Annotated in this window: 17 protein-coding genes and 1 pseudogene; 7 read left to right on the top strand and 11 right to left on the bottom strand. The window is 70.5% G+C overall.

Features of this window, described 5'->3' with window-relative positions:
* Nucleotides 1-11 precede the first annotated feature (11 nt).
* The 8 genes from OHA84_RS33800 to OHA84_RS33765 all read right to left on the bottom strand — a co-directional run bounded on the left by OHA84_RS33800 (nt 12) and on the right by OHA84_RS33765 (nt 8,781).
* Nucleotides 12-1,067, bottom strand: a complete 1,056-nt coding sequence (locus OHA84_RS33800) for an LLM class flavin-dependent oxidoreductase (RefSeq protein ID WP_266968069.1) — start codon at nt 1,065-1,067, stop codon at nt 12-14.
* Nucleotides 1,064-2,437, bottom strand: coding sequence for an NtaA/DmoA family FMN-dependent monooxygenase (locus OHA84_RS33795; RefSeq protein WP_266968071.1), 1,374 nt, complete (start codon nt 2,435-2,437; stop codon nt 1,064-1,066). The genes OHA84_RS33800 and OHA84_RS33795 overlap by 4 nt, the downstream gene beginning before the upstream one ends.
* Before the next feature lie 30 nt (nt 2,438-2,467).
* The gene (locus OHA84_RS33790) at nt 2,468-3,712 is read right to left on the bottom strand and encodes an LLM class flavin-dependent oxidoreductase (RefSeq protein WP_266968073.1); all 1,245 of its coding nucleotides are present in this window, start codon (nt 3,710-3,712) and stop codon (nt 2,468-2,470) included.
* Nucleotides 3,713-3,837: 125 nt separating this feature from the next.
* Nucleotides 3,838-4,572, bottom strand: coding sequence for a GNAT family N-acetyltransferase (locus OHA84_RS33785; RefSeq protein WP_266968075.1), 735 nt, complete (start codon nt 4,570-4,572; stop codon nt 3,838-3,840).
* A gap of 56 nt (nt 4,573-4,628) precedes the next feature.
* A complete protein-coding gene (locus OHA84_RS33780) occupies nt 4,629-5,651 on the bottom strand; it encodes a transporter substrate-binding domain-containing protein (protein WP_266968077.1) in 1,023 nt (340 codons plus the stop codon).
* 80 nt (nt 5,652-5,731) lie between these two features.
* Nucleotides 5,732-6,553, bottom strand: a complete 822-nt coding sequence (locus OHA84_RS33775) for an amino acid ABC transporter ATP-binding protein (protein WP_266968079.1) — start codon at nt 6,551-6,553, stop codon at nt 5,732-5,734.
* On the bottom strand, nt 6,550-7,512 hold the full coding sequence (locus OHA84_RS33770; RefSeq protein ID WP_266968081.1) for an amino acid ABC transporter permease: 963 nt from the start codon (nt 7,510-7,512) through the stop codon (nt 6,550-6,552). Before OHA84_RS33770 ends, OHA84_RS33775 begins: the two co-directional genes overlap by 4 nt.
* 225 nt (nt 7,513-7,737) lie before the next feature.
* The gene (locus tag OHA84_RS33765; protein ID WP_266968083.1) at nt 7,738-8,781 is read right to left on the bottom strand and encodes an amino acid ABC transporter permease; all 1,044 of its coding nucleotides are present in this window, start codon (nt 8,779-8,781) and stop codon (nt 7,738-7,740) included.
* Between the two features lie 712 nt (nt 8,782-9,493).
* Here OHA84_RS33765 and OHA84_RS33760 point away from each other — a divergent pair.
* The 5 genes from OHA84_RS33760 to OHA84_RS33740 all read left to right on the top strand — a co-directional run bounded on the left by OHA84_RS33760 (nt 9,494) and on the right by OHA84_RS33740 (nt 13,495).
* The gene (locus OHA84_RS33760; protein WP_266968085.1) at nt 9,494-10,663 is read left to right on the top strand and encodes an LLM class flavin-dependent oxidoreductase; all 1,170 of its coding nucleotides are present in this window, start codon (nt 9,494-9,496) and stop codon (nt 10,661-10,663) included.
* Between the two features lie 112 nt (nt 10,664-10,775).
* Complete coding sequence (locus OHA84_RS33755) at nt 10,776-11,738, top strand: ABC transporter substrate-binding protein (protein ID WP_266968087.1); 963 nt, start codon at nt 10,776-10,778, stop codon at nt 11,736-11,738.
* Between the two features lie 46 nt (nt 11,739-11,784).
* Nucleotides 11,785-12,552 (top strand): amino acid ABC transporter ATP-binding protein, encoded by a 768-nt coding sequence (locus OHA84_RS33750; protein WP_323181817.1) that lies wholly within the window; start codon nt 11,785-11,787, stop codon nt 12,550-12,552.
* Between the two features lie 218 nt (nt 12,553-12,770).
* Nucleotides 12,771-13,268: a DUF2975 domain-containing protein gene (locus tag OHA84_RS33745; RefSeq protein ID WP_266968089.1), complete on the top strand. Its 498-nt coding sequence runs from the start codon at nt 12,771-12,773 to the stop codon at nt 13,266-13,268.
* On the top strand, nt 13,268-13,495 hold the full coding sequence (locus OHA84_RS33740) for a helix-turn-helix transcriptional regulator (RefSeq protein ID WP_266968091.1): 228 nt from the start codon (nt 13,268-13,270) through the stop codon (nt 13,493-13,495). The genes OHA84_RS33745 and OHA84_RS33740 overlap by 1 nt, the downstream gene beginning before the upstream one ends.
* A gap of 109 nt (nt 13,496-13,604) precedes the next feature.
* Here OHA84_RS33740 and OHA84_RS33735 read toward each other — a convergent pair whose 3' ends face one another.
* A complete protein-coding gene (locus OHA84_RS33735) occupies nt 13,605-14,033 on the bottom strand; it encodes a MarR family winged helix-turn-helix transcriptional regulator (RefSeq protein WP_266968093.1) in 429 nt (142 codons plus the stop codon).
* Between the two features lie 127 nt (nt 14,034-14,160).
* Between OHA84_RS33735 and OHA84_RS33730 the strand changes: the two genes are divergently transcribed.
* Together OHA84_RS33730 and OHA84_RS33725 are read left to right on the top strand one after the other, a co-directional pair.
* Nucleotides 14,161-15,045, top strand: a complete 885-nt coding sequence (locus OHA84_RS33730) for an MBL fold metallo-hydrolase (RefSeq protein ID WP_266968095.1) — start codon at nt 14,161-14,163, stop codon at nt 15,043-15,045.
* A gap of 180 nt (nt 15,046-15,225) precedes the next feature.
* A pseudogene (locus OHA84_RS33725) lies at nt 15,226-15,817 on the top strand (TetR/AcrR family transcriptional regulator).
* 84 nt (nt 15,818-15,901) lie between these two features.
* On the opposite strand, the gene OHA84_RS33720 reads toward OHA84_RS33725, so the two are convergent.
* The gene (locus tag OHA84_RS33720; protein WP_266968097.1) at nt 15,902-16,543 is read right to left on the bottom strand and encodes a hypothetical protein; all 642 of its coding nucleotides are present in this window, start codon (nt 16,541-16,543) and stop codon (nt 15,902-15,904) included.
* A gap of 153 nt (nt 16,544-16,696) precedes the next feature.
* Nucleotides 16,697-17,674: a hypothetical protein gene (locus OHA84_RS33715; protein ID WP_266968099.1), complete on the bottom strand. Its 978-nt coding sequence runs from the start codon at nt 17,672-17,674 to the stop codon at nt 16,697-16,699.
* Between the last annotated feature and the right edge of the window lie 125 nt (nt 17,675-17,799).

The following is a 17,799-nucleotide window of genomic DNA, read 5'->3' as shown; positions in this document are numbered from 1 at the left end:
GGCCGTACTCCTTACAGGTCGGGGGCGGAGGGGAAGACGGGGTCCGGGATCGAGCGGCGCAGCACCGGCGCGACCTGCGACTGGAACAGTTCGAGGGAGGCCCGGTGCTCGGTATCGGTGAGCCCGCCGGGTTCGGCCTGGAGGTGCAGGACCGTGTGGCCGAACTCCTCGTGGTAGCGGTGCACCTTCTCGATCACCTGTTGCGGGCTGCCGATCAGGGCCGAACTCCGCTCGACGAAGTCCTCCAGGCTCGCGAAGACCGGCTCGACGCCCTGCGCCCGGTGGGCGGCGAGGTAGCGCTCGAACGACGGCCGGTACGCGGCCACCGCCCGCTGTGAGGTGGCCGCGGTGTGGAAGCCGGCCGTGCCCGCGCCCACGACCGCGTGCGCCGGGTCGTGTCCGTGGTGTTCCCAGCGTTCGCGGTAGTGGCGGATCAACTCGGCGTACGGGCCGATGGGATGGGTGACGTTCGCCGAGAACAGCGGGTCGCCGTGGCGTGCCGCGAGCTCCACGGACTCCCGGCTGGTGGCACTGCCGTGCCAGACGCGCAGGTTGCGCTGGTGGGGCCGGGGCAGCACCTCGGCGCCGGTCAGGGCGGGGCGGAAGCGCGGTCGCGCGGTCACCTTGTCCTCGTGCCAGAACCGTCGGAACAGCTCGTATCCCTCGGAGTTGCGTTCCCACTGGTCCTCGGGGCTCACGTCGAACAGTTCGCGCTGCGCCGTGCCGTTCCCCTTGCCGATCATCAGCTCCAGGCGTCCGTCGCTGAGGTGGTCGAGCGTCGCGTAGTCCTCGTACGCCCGCACGGGGTCGAGCAGGCTCAGCGTGGTCACCGCCGTGTACAACCGGATCTCGTGGGTCAATGCCGCGATGTGGCTGAGCACCACGGGTGGGGACGACGACAGGAACGGTCGCTCGTGGCGTTCGCCGACCCCGAATCCGTCGAAGCCGAGCTGCTCGGCCTGCACCGCGGCGGAGACGACCTGACGGAAGCGCTCACGGGTGGGGGTCGGTGCCCCCGTCACCGGGTCGGCGCTGTCCGTGATCAGGGTGATGGCCAGGAACTTCACGAGGCCGCGACCTCCCGGTCCACGCCGGGTACGGAGATCCCCAGGTGGTCGCGCAGGGTGGTGCCCTCGTACTCGGCGCGGAACACGCCCCGTTCCTGGAGCAGCGGGACCACGGTGTCGGCGAAGACGTCCAGGCCGCCGGGGGTCAGGTGCGGGACGAGGATGAATCCGTCGGCGGCGTCCTGTTGGACCAGCGAGTCGATGGACTCGGCCACCGTGGCGGCGGTGCCGATGAAGGTCTGGCGGGCCGTGGTCGCGATCACGAGTTCGCGGATGGAGAGGTTCTTGGCCTCGGCCAGCTCGCGCCACTCCCGTGCCGTGGCCAGGGGGTCGCGGAACTGCCGCACGCTCGCGCGCCCGAGGGCGATGGTGTTCTCGCCGACCTCCGGGTCGACGTCGGGGAGGGGGCCGTCCGGATCGTAGGCGGACAGGTCCCGGTTCCAGACGTGCTCCAGGTACTTGATCGCGGTCTGCCCGCTGACCTGGAGGCGGCGGATCTCATGGGCGTTCTCGTGGGCCTCGGCGTCGGTGTCGCCGAGTACGAAGGTGGCGGCGGGCAGGATCTTCAGCTGATCGGGCGTGCGGCCGTATGCGGCGAGTCGCCTCTTGACGTCGGAGTAGAACGCGCGGCCCTCGTCCAGGGTCGCGTGCCGGCCGAAGATCGCGTCGGCGCCGGAGGCCGCGAACTCGCGCCCCTCGTCGGAGTCACCGGCCTGGAAGATCACCGGCCGGCCCTGCGGGCTGCGGGGCACGTTGAAGTGGCCCTCGATGTCGAAGTGTTGCCCCTGATGGGCGAAGGCCCCGGCGCGGGCATCGCGCAGGAAGGTGCCGGTCGTGGCGTCGGCGGCGATCTCCGAGCCGTTCCACGAGTCGAACAGTTCGTTGGCGGTGGACAGGAACTCGCGGGCGCGGGAGTAGCGCTCCTCGCGGGGCAGGAACCCGCCGCGCCGGAAGTTCTCCCCGGTGAAGGCGTCCCAGGAGGTGACCACGTTCCACGCGGCGCGCCCCTCGGAGAGGTGGTCGAGGGAGGCGAACTGGCGGGCCACCTCGTACGGTTCGTTGAAGGTCGAGTTGATGGTGCCCGTCAGGCCGAGCCGCTCGGTGACGGCCGCGAGGGCGGCGAGGACGGTGAAGGTGTCGGGGCGGCCCACGACGTCCAAGTCGTATATGCGTCCGCCCTGTTCGCGCAGTCGCAGGCCCTCGGCGAGAAAGAGGAAGTCGAACTTGGCGCGTTCGGCGGTGCGCGCGAAATGCGTGAACGAGTCGAAGTCGATGTGGCTGCCCGCCGCCGGGTCGCCCCACACGGTGGTGTTGTTGACGCCCGGGAAGTGGGCCGCGAGGTGGATCTGCTTGAGCGGCTTGGTACTCATGGTTCGGTTCGTCCTTCCGGGTCTTGCGGGTCAGGCGGCGGTGCCGGCGGAGGGCGGCGTGGCGTAACGGTTGGCCGGGTGGGGGTCCAGTCCCAGCAGTCCGCGCAGGGTGTCCGCCTCGTAGGCCGTACGGAAGAGTCCGCGCCGCTGGAGTTCGGGGACCAGCCCGCGGGTGATGGCGGGCAGATCGTGCGCGATCACGCCGGGCCGCAGCCGGAAGCCCGACAACCCTGCCGAACGCCGCTCCACGAGCAGGTCGGCGAGCTGGGCGGGGGTGCCGGTGAACACCTCGGAGTCGCCCTCGTACGGGTGTCCCGCGAGCGCGTCGAGGCGTTCCTTGCGGGCGGTCGCCGCAGGCCCGTCCTCGTCGAGGAAGACGGTCAGCTCCCCGAAGAGGTGCAGGGGCTCCTCCCCCAGGCCGGCCGCCTCCCGGGCCCGCCGGATCGCGGCGACGGCGGACGCCGCCTCTCCGGCGTCGCGCGCGCTCACGTAGCCGATGTCGGCGGAAAGCGCGACGAGACGGTACGAGGCCTCCCCGTCGCCGGAGGCGCCGACCGCGCTGACCACGGGCCTCCCTTGCGGGGGACGCGGGGTGATCGAGGGTCCGCGGACGCTGAAGTGACGGCCCTCGAAATCGATGTAGTGCAGCTTGTCCCGGTCGATGAACCGGCCGGTGGCCACGTCACGGATCTCCGCGTCGTCCTCCCAGCTGTCCCACAGCCGCCGGATCACCTCGACGTGGTCCGCGGCCTCCTCGTACAGTTCCGCGCCGGAGAGCGGGGCGGACCTGCGGCCGAAGTGCCGCTCCTCGTGCGGCAGTCCGGAGACCTGGACGTGCACGCCGGCCCGACCGCGGCTGACGTGGTCGAGGGTGGCGACGGCCTTGGAGATGTGGAAGGGCTCGGTGTGGGTGGTGGTCACGCTCGGGATCAGGCCGATGTGCCGGGTCAGTGGTGCGATGCGGGCGGCGGTCAGGACGGCGTCCAGCCGCCCCCGGACGAGGTCCGTGCGTCCGTCGGGGCCGTCGGTCGAGGAGGACTGGAGCGCGAGCCCGTCGTCGAGGGTGACGAAGTCGAGCAGTCCGGCCTCGGCCTCGGCCACGGCGTCGACCCAGTAGCGGGCGGTGAACACGGCCTCGGGACGCGCCCCGGGTTCACGCCAGGCGGCGGGATGCCGGCCGGCGCCGTCGAGCGCGACGGCCAGGTGCAGCGGTGCGGAGGAGGTCGTGGGGGCGGAAGGGGACGGGGCGTCAGAAGGTGACGGGGATGCGGACACGTCGGAATGCGCCTTCCTGATCGGCGTACGGAAGAGGAGCCGGTGCGGGGTCGCGAATTCGTCCCGTCAGCCATTTCTTCGAAAAACGCTACGCCCGATGGAGGGGTCATACAATGACCGCAATATTAAGAGAACTTGGCAGCAATGTTGTCCGGTGCGGCCGGTGCCCGGAGAGCCGTGAAGAAGGGCCTGCGGCGCACGGTGAAACCGATCGACTCGTAGAGCCGGATCGCCGCGGCATTGCTCGCGGCCGTGTGCAGGAACGGCACCTCTCCCCGCTCGCGGATGCCCGCGGCGACGGCGCGCACCAGGCGCGTGGCCAGCCCCCTGCCGCGGTGCCCGGGGCGGGTGCACACCGCGCTGATCTCGGTCCAGCCGGGCGGGTGCAGCCGCTCGCCGGCCATGGCGACCAGTCGGCCTTGGTCACGGATGCCGAGGTAGGTGCCCAGTTCGACGGTGCGGGGCAGGAACGGCCCCGGTTTCGTCAGCTCGATCAGCTCCAGGATCTCGGGTACGTCGGCGGCGCCGAGTCGTACCGCCTCGGGGGCGGGTTCGGCGCGCAGCGAGGTGTCGACCAGTTGGACCCCCTCGATCTCGCCGACCACCTCCCAGTCGTCCGGCGGGGTCAGTACCCCGGCCAGGGTCACGCTCCCGTCGGCTGCGGTCAGGGAGCGCAGTCCGTCCCAGGAGCGGGGGTCGGCCGGATCGGCGATCGCGGCGAACGGGGCGATGTCCGGGGCGTAGCGGGCGGCGTGGCCGCCGGCCCGCTCGGCGAAGGCCGCGTGCGGGCCGGACAGTGAGGCCCAGGCCGGGTTGTCGAGGACGTGCGGGGTGAGCGAGGTGGGGGTGGCGGCGCTCATGGGGATGAGGCCCTCCTTCCGTGGGGCGGCCCGGGCCGGCGTCGGCCCGCGGGGGGTCAGGAGTTGGTGAGGGGCAGGCCGGGCGGGTTGACCTCGGAGGTGGTCACGGCCTCGTTGGGAAGGTTCCACGCGGTGAGGAGCTGTGTGTACTGCCCGTTCTTGATCAGGTGGTTGATCGCTTCGGCGACGGGCTTGGCCAGGCCGCTGTCCTTCTTCGACGTCGCGGCGATCAGCCCCTGGAGGGACTCGCCGGCGCCGGAGAACGAACCGGCGTTGCGCGTCGGGGCGTTGCCGCCCGTGGCCTGGGTGATGTGGTAGGCGATGGCGGGGTTGGGCCCGAAGTTGAGGTCGATCTTCTTGCCGCTCAGTGCCAGGTTGACGCTGTTGGAGTCCGGGAAGTACTTGACCTCGATGTCCTTGCCCTCGGACCGGAGCTTCTTCTGCCATTCCAGGAGGATCTTCTCCTGGTTGGTGCCGGAGCTGACGGCCACCGTCTTGCCCGCGAGGTTGCGGTAGTCGCCGTTGAAGTTCCAGGTGTTCTCCTTCAGCGCCTCGAAGGCGAGGTTGTCCTGCCGGTAGGAGGCGAAGTCGTACTTCTTCTTGCGTTCCTCGGTGACCGTGACGTTGGTGAAGGCCACGTCGACCTTGCCGCTGTCGATGCCGACGAAGAGGTTCTCCCAGGTGGAGTTCTTCACCACGGGCTTGAGCCCCAGGGTCGCGGCGACCAGCCGGCCGAGGTCGGGCTCCGCGCCCGTGAAGGTCTTCTGGTCGGTGCCGACGTAGGCGAGGGGCGGATATCCGGCGGGCAGTGCGCCGACCCCGATGACCAGTTCACCGCGTTCGCGTACGGCCTTCGGCAGTTGGGCGCGCAGGGATTCCACGGCGGGCACGGCGAGTTCGGCCTGCCGGGCGGCCCCGTTGGAGGCGGCGCCGATGGTCACCTTGCCCGTCGCGGCACCGCTGTCGGTGGCGTTCGCGTCACCGCCGCACGCGGTGAGTCCCGAGGCGAGGGCCACGGTGGCGGTCGCCGCGCCGAGGCCGCGGACGAGTCTGGTGCGCAGGGTGGACTGGCGCTGCATGGCGTTCCTTTGTCGAGGGTTGAGTGAGGTGGGGGGCGGAGATGGGAGGGGGCACAGGCGCCCCGCGAAGAAGGGGGAGGTCAGAGCACCTTGCTCAGGAACTCCCGTGTCCTCGGGTGCGCCGGGTGGTCCAGTACCTGTCCGGGCGGGCCCTGTTCGACGATGCGGCCCTCGTGGAGGAAGACGACCTCGTCTGCCACCTCGCGGGCGAAGCCGACCTCGTGGGTCACGATCACGAGGGTGGTGCCACCGGTGGCCAGGTCCTTGATGACGGACAGCACCTCGCCGACCAGTTCGGGGTCGAGCGCGGAGGTGGGTTCGTCGAAGAGGATGACGCCCGGCCGCAGCGCGAGGGCGCGGGCGATGGCGACCCGCTGCTGCTGCCCGCCGGACAGTTGCCTCGGGTAGGCGCCGGTACGGTCCCCCAGGCCGACGCGCTGCAACAGCTCGCGCGCCAGGGCCTGCGCCTGCGGCCGGCCCAGTCTGCCGGTGGCCACCGGCGCGGCGGCGACGTTGTCCAGCAGCGTCAGGTGCGGGAAGAGGTTGAAGTTCTGGAAGACGAAGCCGATCCGGCCGCGCTGGGCGAGGATGGCCCGCTCGCTCAGCTCCTTCAGCCGGTCCCCGTGGCGCTGGACGCCGATCAGCTCGCCGCCGATGCTGACATGGCCCGCCTCGGGCTTCTCCAGATGGTTCAGGACGCGCAACAGAGTGGACTTGCCGGAGCCGGAGCGGCCCAGGATCACCGTCACGGTGCCCGGCGCGACGGTCAGGCTGACCCCGTCGAGGACGCGATGGCCTCCGTACCACTTGTGGACGTCGTGCACCTCGATGGCGGCGGGCCGGTCGGTCGCCGCCAGGTCGGTCGCGGGCCGGTCGGTAGCGGTCAGGTCGGTCGCGGTCATCGGGCCGTCTCCTTCCGGTGGCGGATGCGCAGGTCGCGCAGGCCCGCCCGGGCCTTTTGGAGCGGGGTGGGCGGTACGGTGCGCAGCGCGCCGCGGGCGTAGTACCGCTCGACGTAGAACTGCACGACGGAGACCACGCTGGTGAGGATCACGTACCAGACGGTCGCCACCAGCAGCAGTGGCACCACGTCGCCGGGATAGGTGCTGGCCAGGCTCTGCACGGAACCGAACAGGTCGAGCAGGGACACGTAGAAGACGAGCGAGGTGGCCTTGAGCAGGCCGATCAGCTGGTTGACGTACGAGGGGACGATCGACCGGAGCGCCTGCGGGAAGACGATCCGGGCGAACTGGTAGCGCCTGGGCAGGCCCAGGGCCGCGGCCGCCTCGTGCTGGCCCTGGTCGACCGAGAGGACGCCGGCCCGGACGATCTCGGCCGCGTACGCCGCTTCGCACAGGCTCAGGCCGACGACCGCGACGACGATGTCGGTGGCGAGCCGGGACTCGTCGAAGGTGAAGAACGCGGGGCCGAAGGGCACGCCGACGCTGAGGGTGGGGTAGAGGGCGCCGAGGTTGTAGAGGAAGAGCAGGACGACGATCAGCGGCACGGAACGGAAGAGCCAGATGTACGTCCAGCTCACCGACCGCAGTACCGGGCTGCCGGAGAGCCGGCCCACGGCGAGCAGGACACCGCCCGCCAGGCCGGCGACCGCGCTGTAGGCGGCCACCTGGAGGGTGATGAGCAGCCCCTCCAGGACGACCGGGCGCAGGAACCAGTACGCGAAACGGTCCCACTGGTAGAAGGGATTGGTGGTCAGCCCGTGGGCCGCCTGCGAGACCAGCACCAGTACGACGATGCCGGCGACCCACCGCCCGGGACGGCGCAGCGGGAGGACCCGGGCGGCCGGGCCGGGCGGCCCCGAGGGGGCGACGGGCGCGGAGAGGAGCAGCGATTCGGTCAAGGACACTCCAGCGGCTGCGACAAGAAGAATCGGGAAAAGCAGCCGTCATGCCGGACAGGAGAGGCCGCCGATATCGTTTATCTGCGGCGTAAGCTAGGCAGCCCCGAGAAGGGGTGTCAACGGTCTGCATATCGGGAAGCGGAGAAGCGCGTACCGATTTCATCCGCCGTACACACAACGCCTTCCGGTGAAATGAAACGGGGCCGTGACGGCCGCGATTTCAGGTCACCGGCCGCTCGGGGCGGTCACCGTCCGCAGCCGGGCGCGCAGGCCCGCCAGCCGGATGCGCAGCCGCCGCAGGGGCGTGGGGGGGAGGTCCCGGGCGGTCCCGCGGGCGTAGTACCGCTCGACGTGGTACTGGCCCGCGCTCAGGACGGTGGTGACGGCGACGTACCAGAGGGTGGCCACCATCAGCAGCGGGATGACCTGGTAGTTCTGGTTGTAGACCAACTGCACGGAGTACAGCAGGTCGTGGACGGCCAGCACGCTGACGATGCTGGTGCCCTTGAGCGTGCCGATCAGCATGTTCCCGGCGGTCGGCACGATCGACCGCATCGCCTGCGGCACGACGATCCGGCGCAGGGTCCGGCGCCTGCTCAGGCCGAGCGCCTGCGCGGCCTCGGTCTGTCCGGGATCCACGGAGAGGATTCCGCCGCGCACCACCTCGGCGGCGTACGCGCTCTCGTGCAGGGTGAGGCCGATGACGGCGGTGAGGGTCGGGCCGAGCAGGTTCACCGTCTTGACGGAGAAGAGTTCGGGCCCGAAGGGGATGCCGAGGCCGAGGGTGGGGTACAGGGCGCCGATGTTGAACCAGAACAGCAGTTGGACCAGCAGCGGTGTGGACCGGAAGATCCACACGTATCCCCAGCTCAGCGTACGCAGCACCGGGTTGCCGGAGAGCCTCATCACCGCCAGCAGGGTGCCGAGCAGGAAGCCGAGCACCATCACCGCGCCGGTCAGCCACAAGGTCAGCAGCAGCCCGTCGAGCACGGCGGTGGTGGTGAAGTACCGGCCCACCACGTCCCATTGGAAGGCGTCGTTGCGGACGACGGAGATCAGCACCATGACGAAGACCAGCAGAGCGGCGGCGGCGGACAGCCAACGACCCACGTGCCGGCGGGGCACGATGGGCGGCACCTCGACATCGGGGCCGTGTTCCGCCCCCGCGGGCTTGGTCACGGGCCCGACCGGGGGAACGGAACCAAGAGCGGGAACGGGAACGGGATGGGACACGTCGGAGGCGTCGGACACGTCGGAAGGGGTGGCCATGGGAAGGCTCTCCAAGGAGGGAGGCGGGCGCGGATGACGACCCGGCGGCGCCGGGGCAGCCGGGATCGGGCACTCGTGTCGTCACGCTCGCCGCGTCCCTCAACGCGGCCGGATCGGCTGCCGCGCGCGGCGGAACCGGTCCACCGTCGAGCTTATGCGCCCGTGGCACGCCGGTGTCAACCATGAGCGTTCCGCACGCCGAGGCCGTACGCCGAGGCCGTACGCCGAGGCCGTACGCCGAGGCCGTACGCCGAGGCCGTCCGGCATGCGGGCCTTTGCTTGACGAAGCGCATCATGTACTGCTCAAGTAGACGCATGAATGCCCATCAGCGCTTGTTCTCGCGCGACTACATCGACTTTGGTCGGGTGTGGTCCGCGGCGTGTTGCGCCTGACGCGGCAGCGGGCCGTCTGACCGGCCCTTCCCTCCCTCGGTGACCCCGTCGCGGGCCGAGTTCCCCCTTCGCTTCACCAGCGCGCGCGTGCCGCGGCCCGCGTGAGAGAGCGCTGTTGCCGCGAGCCCGGACGCGCGCTGCCGCGCGACCCCGATCGATCCTCCCGACGCCCCGCGTCGTCACGCCCGCTCATCCCCGGACCGCCCCGCACCACCCGCGCGTGCGTCTCTTCGACGCGCCCACAACCCGCGCCCGACGAAGGGCAGTTCAGTCCTGCCCGCGTGCCCGCTTTTCATCACCGTTTCCGAGAGGCCACCCCATGCCCGTGGAATTCCTCGGCATAGCCGCGACCAACGACGGCTCCGAAACCACCGCGCGCTCCGGCGCGGCCTTCGACAAGGAGTACACGCTCCGGCTCGCCCGGGCGCACGAGGACCACGGCTGGGACCGGGTCCTTTTCGCCTACGGCTCCGGTTCCCCGGACCCGGCCCCGGCGGCCGCCTACATCGCGAGCAGACTGGACCGCCTCCAGATCCTCCTCGCCCACCGGCCCAACGTCTCGTACCCCACCTTCGCCGCCAAGACCTTCGCCACCCTCGACCAGATCAGCGAGGGCCGGCTCGCCGTGCACTTCATCACCGGCGGCAACGACCACGAACAGGGCCGCGAGGGCGACACCCTCACCAAGGACGAGCGCTACGCCCGCACCCTTGAGTACATCCGGATCGTCAAGAAGATCTGGACCTCCCGCGAGCCCTTCGACCACGAGGGCGACCACTACCGCTTCCACGACTTCGTCAGCGATGTCTTCCCCGTTCAACAGCCGCGCCCCGCCGTCTCGTTCGGGGGCTCCTCGGACGCCGCGTACGCCGCGGGAGGAGCGGAGGCGGACATCTACTGCCTGTGGGGCGAACCGCTGGAGCAGACCGCTCAGCAGATCGACGCGGTGAAGGCCGCGGCGGAGGCCGCGGGCCGCACGGACGTGCCCCGCATCCAGGTCGCGTTCCGTCCGATCATCGCCCCGACCGAGGAGCTGGCCTGGGAGAAGGCCCACCGCACGGTGGGAGCGATCAAGCAGCGCCGGGAGGCGGGCCTCGCACGGCACCACCGCAACGGAGTCCTTCAGGCGGCGGCACCCCAGAACACCGGATCGCAGCGCCTGATCGCCATCGCCGAGGCGGGCGAGCGCTACGACAGGGCGCTGTGGACCCCGACCGCGGCCGCCACCGGTGGCGCGGGCAACTCCAACGCCCTGGTCGGTACCCCGGAGACGGTCGCGCAGGCCCTGCTGGACTACTACGACCTCGGCGTCGACATCCTCTCGGCGCGCGGCTACGACCTGCTGGGCGACGCCGTCGACTTCGGCCGGTACGTGATCCCGCTCGTCCGCGAGGAGGTCGCGAAGCGCGACGCCGCGCGTGGAGCCCGGCAGGACGCCGCGAGCCCGGGACGCCCCACCCGCGAGACGCTCACGGCGGTACGCGGATGAGCTCCGCGACGCACGCGCCCCGCCTGCTCACCCGGTACCGCCGCGCACCCGTCCTCCGCCCCGGCGCACCCCGCACGTTCACCACACCCCGCCATGGAAAGGCCTCCCCGCTGTGAACCTCCCCGGGAACGGCACCCGCACCCGCCTGCGTACCGTCGCCGCCCTCGCCCTCCTGCCCCTGCTGACGCTGACGGCGGCCTGCGGATCCGACGGCGGGGCGCCGGCGGTGGCGGGCGCCCAGGCCTCCCCCGCGCCGGCAGACGACCCGGTCGCCGGCGTGCGCACCGTGGACTCGATCGCCGCGCTGCTTCCTTCCGGCGTCCGTACGGCGGGCACGCTGCGGGTCGGCAGCTCCGTCGGCGCCCCGCCCTCGGCGTACTACCCGAACGGGCAGGACAAGCCGCCCGCGGGCCAGGACATCGACATCGCCGACGCGGTGGCCAAGGTCCTCGGCGTGAAGCTGGAACGGCAGGACGCCTCCTTCGAGACGATCCTCCCCGCCCTCGGCAGCGGCAAGTACGACTTCGGCACGGGCAACTTCGGCGTCACCGCGGAACGCCTGAAGACCATCGACTTCGTGACGTACATCAACGACGGCCAGGGCTTCGCGGTCAAGACGGGCAGCACCACGCTCACCGGCAAGGTCGACGATCTCACCCGGTTGTGCGGATTGACCATCGGCACCGGGGCGGGCACGACGTTCGAGAAGACCCTCACCGCACAGAAGGGCGTGTGCGCCGCGGCCGGCAAGAAGCCCTACGAGGTCAAGGTCTTCTCCGAGAACGGGGCCGTCACCACCGCTCTTCAGCAGGGTCGCATCGACGCCGTCATGTCGACGATCAACGGACTGCGCTACCAGGCGGCGCAGCCCGCCGCGCAGTCCACCTTCCTCGGCGAGTACCACCGTCTCGACGTCGGCTTCGCCTTCAAGAAGGGCTCCCCGTTGACGCCCGCCTTCCAGGCCGCCGTCAACGAGCTGATCAAGAACGGGACGTATGAGCGGATCCTGAAGAAGTGGGGCACCACCGACTCCAAGATCGCCACGTCGCAGACCAACCCGGCCGAACACACGTGAGCGCCGTCCTCGGTCCCGTCGGTCCGCGCACCGAGAAGGAGGAGCCTTGAGCGAGGTCATGGTCGACGTCCAGGGCGTCCACAAGAGTTTCGGGGCGGTGGAGGTGCTGCGTGGCGTGGACCTGAGGGTCCGCGCCGGCGAGGTCACGGTGATCCTCGGCCCCTCCGGCTCGGGGAAGTCCACGCTGCTGCGCACGATCAACCACCTGGAGAAGGTAGACCGCGGCCGGATCAGCGTGGACGGCGAGCTGATCGGCTACCGCAGTTCCCGGGGCAGGCTGCACGAGTTGAAGGAGAAGGAGGTTCTGAAGCAGCGCACGCACATCGGGTTCGTCTTCCAGAACTTCAACCTCTTCCCCCACCTCACCGTGCTGGACAACCTCGTCGAGGCACCACTCTCCGCGCTGCGCCGGCCGCGCAAGGAGGCGGAGGAGACGGCTCGCAGACTGCTGGAGCGGGTCGGCCTCGCGGACCGGGCCGACGCCTACCCCCGGCAGTTGTCCGGCGGGCAGCAACAGCGGGTGGCCATCGCCCGCGCGCTCGCCCTCGAACCCAAGGTGCTGCTCTTCGACGAGCCGACCTCGGCGCTCGACCCGGAGCTCGTCGGTGAGGTTCTGGACGTCATCAAGGATCTGGCCCGCGCCGGAACCACCATGATCGTGGTGACCCACGAGATCGGCTTCGCGCGTGAGGTCGCCGACTCCGTCGTGTTCATGGACGGCGGAGTCGTGGTCGAGCAGGGTCCACCCGCCGCCGTGCTGGACGATCCCCGCCACGCCCGCACCCGTGCCTTCCTCTCCAAGGTGCTCCAGTGATCTGAAGTCGAAGTGGCGCCCGACCCGCGGCGCCACTTCGACGACGGGCCACCGGAAAAGGACCGCCGGGCGGGCGGCCCCCGACTCGGCCCCCGACCGTGAGCCCCGGGGCCGCCCGGGGCAGTTTCTTCGGAGCGCGGGCTCCGCCCGGGCGGCCCCTTGCCGGCACCTATCGTTTCTCGATAGATTTCCATCGTTGCTCGATCTGGGGAGAGACGATGGGAAGACTGGCGATGCTCGCACTGCGGGCCGTACTCGTGATGCTGGCGGTCGGCACGGCATTCGTACAGGCGGTGATGGTGCCGCTGTTCGCCATCGACCTGGAGGACCTCGACCCTGGGTACGCGTACCTGCGCATCCCGCTCCTCGCGCTCACGTTCCTGGGCGTCGTGGCGGTCCAGGTGACTCTGGTGTGCGTGTGGCGGTTGGTGACGATGGTGAAACGCGGCACGGTCTTCTCCCACGCCGCGTTCCGGTACGTGGACGTGGTGATCGGCGCGGTCGTCGCGGCCGCCCTGCTGGTGTTCGCCCTGGGGGTGCTCCTGGCGCCGGGCGAGGCCGTTCCGCCGGGCATGGTCCTGCTGATCGGCGGAGCCGGCGTGGGGGTCCTGGGGGTCGCGCTCATCGTGTTCGTCCTGCGGATGCTGCTCGCGCGCGCCGTCGCCCGTGACGTCGAGGCCACCCACCTGCAAGCCGAGTTGGACGAGGTCATCTGATGCCGATCACCGTCGACATCGACGTGATGCTTGCCCGGCGGAAGATGTCGGTGGGTGAACTCGCCGAGCGCGTCGGGATCACTCCGGCCAACCTGGCCGTGCTCAAGAACGGCCGCGCCAAGGCCGTGCGCTTCGCCACGCTCGCCGCGCTGTGCGAGGCACTCGACTGCCAGCCCGGCGACCTGCTGCGCTGGCAACCCGGTCCGTCCGACGACACACCGGACTGACGCGCCTCACGCCGGGACTTCGGGCGGTTGCCGCGCGGGTGTCGGTGTGAACGCGGCCAAGCTCGCGACGGCGCCGCCCCCGCTGTGAGGGGGGGCGCCACCTGAGGACTCACGGAGAGGTGACGGCCTGCTCCAGCAGCCCGCGCAGGACGCTCTGCTCCTGCGGGCCGAGTCCGGACAGCGGTGAGTCGACGGCGAGGAGTTCGAGGAGGCGCGTCCGCAGTGCGGCGCCCGCGGCGGTGAGGACGAGGTGCTTGGCGCGGCGGTCGGTGGGGTGCGGATGCCTCTCGACCAGACCCTGCTTCTCCAGCTTGTCGACGACGAAGGTGGTGTTGGAGGGCTCACAGCTCATGCGTTCGGCGAGGTCCCGCATGGTCATCGGCCCGCTCATCTCCCGCAGTGCGGTCGCCTGCGGCGCGGTGAGACCCAGGGTCGCGGCGCGTTCCCGCACATGCTCCGCGATGCGCTGGGCCAGCCCGTTCACCAGACCGCACAGCTGTCGCTCGGCGATGGCCTGCTGCTCGGGGGGCGTCGTCATGCCACCACTCTAGCAAGTCCATCAAGGCTACATATTTCCAGCTTGAATGATTCGAGCTTGATGCTTATGGTGGCGTCGTCGCCGCAAGGCCCGCGACGACCTGACGCCCAATCACAGGAGCACACCCATGGCCGAACTGACGGTTGACGACGGCATTCGACTGCGCCGCGCGGCGGGAATCCGCTCGATACGGCTGGGCGACACGAAGGTCTCGTACGTGCCGGACGGCGATGTGCGACTCCGACCGCGTCCCCTGCTCCAGGCCACCACCGACGAGGTGTGGGACGCGCACCCGGAGTACCTGGACTCCACGGGGCACCTCGTGGGGAGCGTCGGCGGCCTGTTGGTGGAACACGGCGATCGAGCGCTCCTGATCGACACGGGCTTCGGACCGCAGACGCTCGAAGCCCCGGACGGCCCCCTCGGCACGATCCACGGAGGCGCGCTCCCCCACAGCCTCGCCGAGCTCGGTCGACGACCGGAGGACATCGAAGCGGTGGCCTTCACCCACCTCCACTCCGACCACACCGGCTGGGCCTGCCATCCCGCCCCCGGCAGCGACCAGCCCGTGTTCACCCACGCCGAATACCTGATCTCCGAGCAGGAGTGGGCCCGTCGCGACCTCCTGGAGGCCCAGGGCATGACCGAACAGGTCGCGGCACTCGCGCCGCGCGTGCGTACGATCACGGACGGACAGGAGATCTTCCCCGGGGTACACGTGCGGATCACGCCGGGCCACACCGTGGGGCACGCCGAGTACGTCATCACCGGGGGCGGACGACGCCTGATCGCCTTCGGTGACGCCGTGCACTCGCCGATCCAGATCGACCACCCCGAGTGGTCCTCGGCGTTCGACCACGATCCGGCCCTGACCGCCGACCACCGTCGCCGGCTCGTCGCCGAGTTGGCGGAGCCCGACACGATCGGCTTCGGCGTCCACTTTGCCGACGTGGTGTTCGGCCACGTCCGCCAGAGTGGCAACGGCCCGGCGTGGCGCCCCCTGGACGCCTGATCCGTCGAAGCCCGGTGTCACGAATGCCCGATGGTCGGCGCCTTGGGCCCCGACCGTCGGGCATCCGCTCGCCATTCCCCGAACGGGAAACGCTTCGGGAAGACATCCCAAAAGGGTGTTCTACGCTGTACGGGACGAGGCCACAGCGATCTGGCGACGAGACCCGAGGACCCCTGCCCGATGAGCCCGAAGCAGCAGCGCGGCGAAGCCACCGTCGAACAAGTCCTGGACGCGGCCCTTCGCATCTACGCCTCGTCGGGGGGAGGCGGGCCTCACGCTCGGCGCCATCACCAAGGCCAGCGGGGTCAGTTCGGGAAGCATCTACCACCATTTCGGCAGTCTCGACGGCGTGCTCGCCGCCCTGGCACACCGCTCCCTGGGCCAACTCCTGAGGACCCTGCTGACAGCGTTGACCCGGACGACCGACGCGCGTTCCGGCATTCAAGCCGTTGTCCTGGCCTACCTGGAGTTCGTACAAGCCCATCCGGACGCGGCCCGCCTCATGCACTCCGTCACCGCGGATCGCGAGGGCATGGCCCACGCGGGGGAGATCCGCGACTCCCAGGAGGCCCGGCTGACACCGATCGCCCTCTGGATCCAAGGGCACCGGGAATCCGGCGACCTCGCAGAACTCTCCACCCCCATGATCGAGTCCCTCGTCATGGGTCCGGTCGTCGGTGTCGTCCGCCGCTGGCTCACCGTGGGGGATCTGGATCTGAAGGAGGCCGCCGACGCGCTGCCCGAGCACATTTGGCGCTCGGTCCGCCGTTAGCCCGGACGCGGGCCTCCCCCTCATGCGGCTGATGCCCACACACAACGCAGCCGCTCTGCGGTGACGGTCGCATTGCGCGCGAGTTCAGAGCATCCGCTCCCCGGAGAGGAAACCCGCCGCCACCTCTGGCGGGTTGGCGGCGCGGGTCAGTTCGAACATCTCGTCCGGGGCGAACATGTCATAGAGGACCACGGGCACGGAGCGCCCCAGGGTGCCCACCAGGTGCCCTCCCTCGTGGAGTTCCCTGGCCAGGTCGACGCAGAGGGCGCGGAACTCGGCGTCGAGCCGCTCCGCGCGCCCCTCCTCGTCGTCCCCGTCCCCGTCCACGTTCTTGTCTTCGTTCTTGTCTTCGTTCTCGTTCTCGTTCTCTGGGAGTCCGCCCTCCCACCACAGCCCCTCGGTCACGGCCTCCTGGTGGTGCAACTCCGAACCCCGGGGGTCATGGACGCGGTCATGGCCGAGGACGCCGACCCCCTCCAAGGCGGAGGGCGGAAAGTACGCGTAGCTCCAGCGCGCCTCCCATTCCCCGGGCGGATCCGCCCGGCTCAGCTGCTGGTCGACGTGGTCCTCCGTGACGTATCCGAACGCCAGATACGGGAGGCGCGGGTCTTGGTCGACACTGTCGATACGGAAGGTCAGCGCATAGATCCCGGGCCTGAGGACGTCGGGTATCTCACCCAACTCCTGCACGATCCGCTCCCGCATGTGCTGTCGGAAGGTGGTCAAGAGAGGTCTCCTGGGCTGTCGATCCGGCACCGCACCGACAGCCCCACCGGCGTCGGAGGCGAAGGGCGGCGGCGTGAACCCACCACTGCCTGATCGCAATGCAGATCGTACCGAGCCGGGTTCGGGCACTCGTGGGCCTGCTCGAACCGGCGATCAGCCGGGACCCGGCCGACTCGATCCGTCCTGGAGCGCGTCAAGCGCTTCGGTCGCCTTCAGAACCGCCGAGCGGGCCTTCTTCGCCTGCTGTTCGGCCCGGTCCTGGCGGCGTGTGACCGTCTCGACGGACTTCGTGAGGTGATCGCGCTCCTCGCCCCTGCGGGCGAGTTCCTCTCTCAAGGACGCGATCTGCTCTTCGAGGGCTGCGAGTCGGGACCGGTGGTCGGCCGACTCGTCCTGCGCCTGCGCGAGAGCGGCCTCGGCCTTCTCCGCCTCACCCGCCGCGCGCTCTGCCAATGCCTTCGCCTTCGCCTTGGCTTTCGCCTTGGCCTCCGCCTCCGCATCTGCATCTGCATCTGCCGCAGCGCGAGCCCGCCTTCGGGTCTCCTGGTCCGACCCGGCCCGAGCGCCGGAAGACCGCCCCTTGGCGGCACTCGACGAAGACGGTGCCGGCTCGGTCCGGGGTGCCCGCCGTGGTGCCTGGCTGGGAGCGGGTTCCAGTCCGGCGAAGCCCACGGCCGCATCGGGCGCTTTCACCAGGACGCCTCCCGCCCAGGCCTCGGCGGCTTCCTGGTCGGTGAGGACGGCGTGAAGGATCTGCTCGACCTCCTGCCGGACGCCCTCCGAGATCGACTGCCCGGCCTCGCCGGCCAGGACGCGGGCTTGGCGGGCCATCGCGGCGATCACGACGTGCCGGCGGCGTGACAGCTCCCGCAGTTCCTCACCCGCCAACGTCCGATGCGCCTCACGCAACGCCCGCCCGAGTTCGAGAAGCCGCCGAGCCTGGCCCTCATCCGCACGCGCGAGGAGGTTCGCGCACCAGACGGCCAACGTCGGCTTCCGCAGCACCCCGATCCTCTTCGACACGGCCCGCTCACCGGCCGCCCTCGCCTCTGCCGCACGGGCGTCCCGGGCCGCCGTGAACTCCTGAGGCCGCAATCCGTACAACTCGCGCATCAGCGCGTCGACATCCACATCACCACTCTCCCCCGCCGGCTCCCCTCGGTCACGGACCGACGCCGCCGTAACGGCTCTCCCGACTCCCCGACCGCCCGGCCTCCCGCCTCCGGTCGGTCCACCCGGTGCTCGTGCCGGCTCGG

It is taken from the genome of Streptomyces sp. NBC_00513 (assembly GCF_041431415.1).
In the GTDB taxonomy this organism is placed as follows: domain Bacteria; phylum Actinomycetota; class Actinomycetes; order Streptomycetales; family Streptomycetaceae; genus Streptomyces.
Note: the sequence above shows the minus strand (reverse complement) of the source record. Positions and strands in the feature narration are given on the sequence as shown.

Coding starts and splice junctions, on each gene's coding strand:
- OHA84_RS33795 (WP_266968071.1), bottom strand. CDS start 2,437: ATGAGTACCAAGCCGCTCAAGCAGATCCACCTCGCGGCCCACTTCCCG.
- OHA84_RS33785 (WP_266968075.1), bottom strand. CDS start 4,572: ATGAGCGCCGCCACCCCCACCTCGCTCACCCCGCACGTCCTCGACAAC.
- OHA84_RS33780 (WP_266968077.1), bottom strand. CDS start 5,651: ATGCAGCGCCAGTCCACCCTGCGCACCAGACTCGTCCGCGGCCTCGGC.
- OHA84_RS33775 (WP_266968079.1), bottom strand. CDS start 6,553: ATGACCGCGACCGACCTGACCGCTACCGACCGGCCCGCGACCGACCTG.
- OHA84_RS33765 (WP_266968083.1), bottom strand. CDS start 8,781: ATGGCCACCCCTTCCGACGTGTCCGACGCCTCCGACGTGTCCCATCCC.
- OHA84_RS33760 (WP_266968085.1), top strand. CDS start 9,494: ATGCCCGTGGAATTCCTCGGCATAGCCGCGACCAACGACGGCTCCGAA.
- OHA84_RS33745 (WP_266968089.1), top strand. CDS start 12,771: ATGGGAAGACTGGCGATGCTCGCACTGCGGGCCGTACTCGTGATGCTG.
- OHA84_RS33740 (WP_266968091.1), top strand. CDS start 13,268: ATGCCGATCACCGTCGACATCGACGTGATGCTTGCCCGGCGGAAGATG.
- OHA84_RS33735 (WP_266968093.1), bottom strand. CDS start 14,033: ATGACGACGCCCCCCGAGCAGCAGGCCATCGCCGAGCGACAGCTGTGC.
- OHA84_RS33730 (WP_266968095.1), top strand. CDS start 14,161: ATGGCCGAACTGACGGTTGACGACGGCATTCGACTGCGCCGCGCGGCG.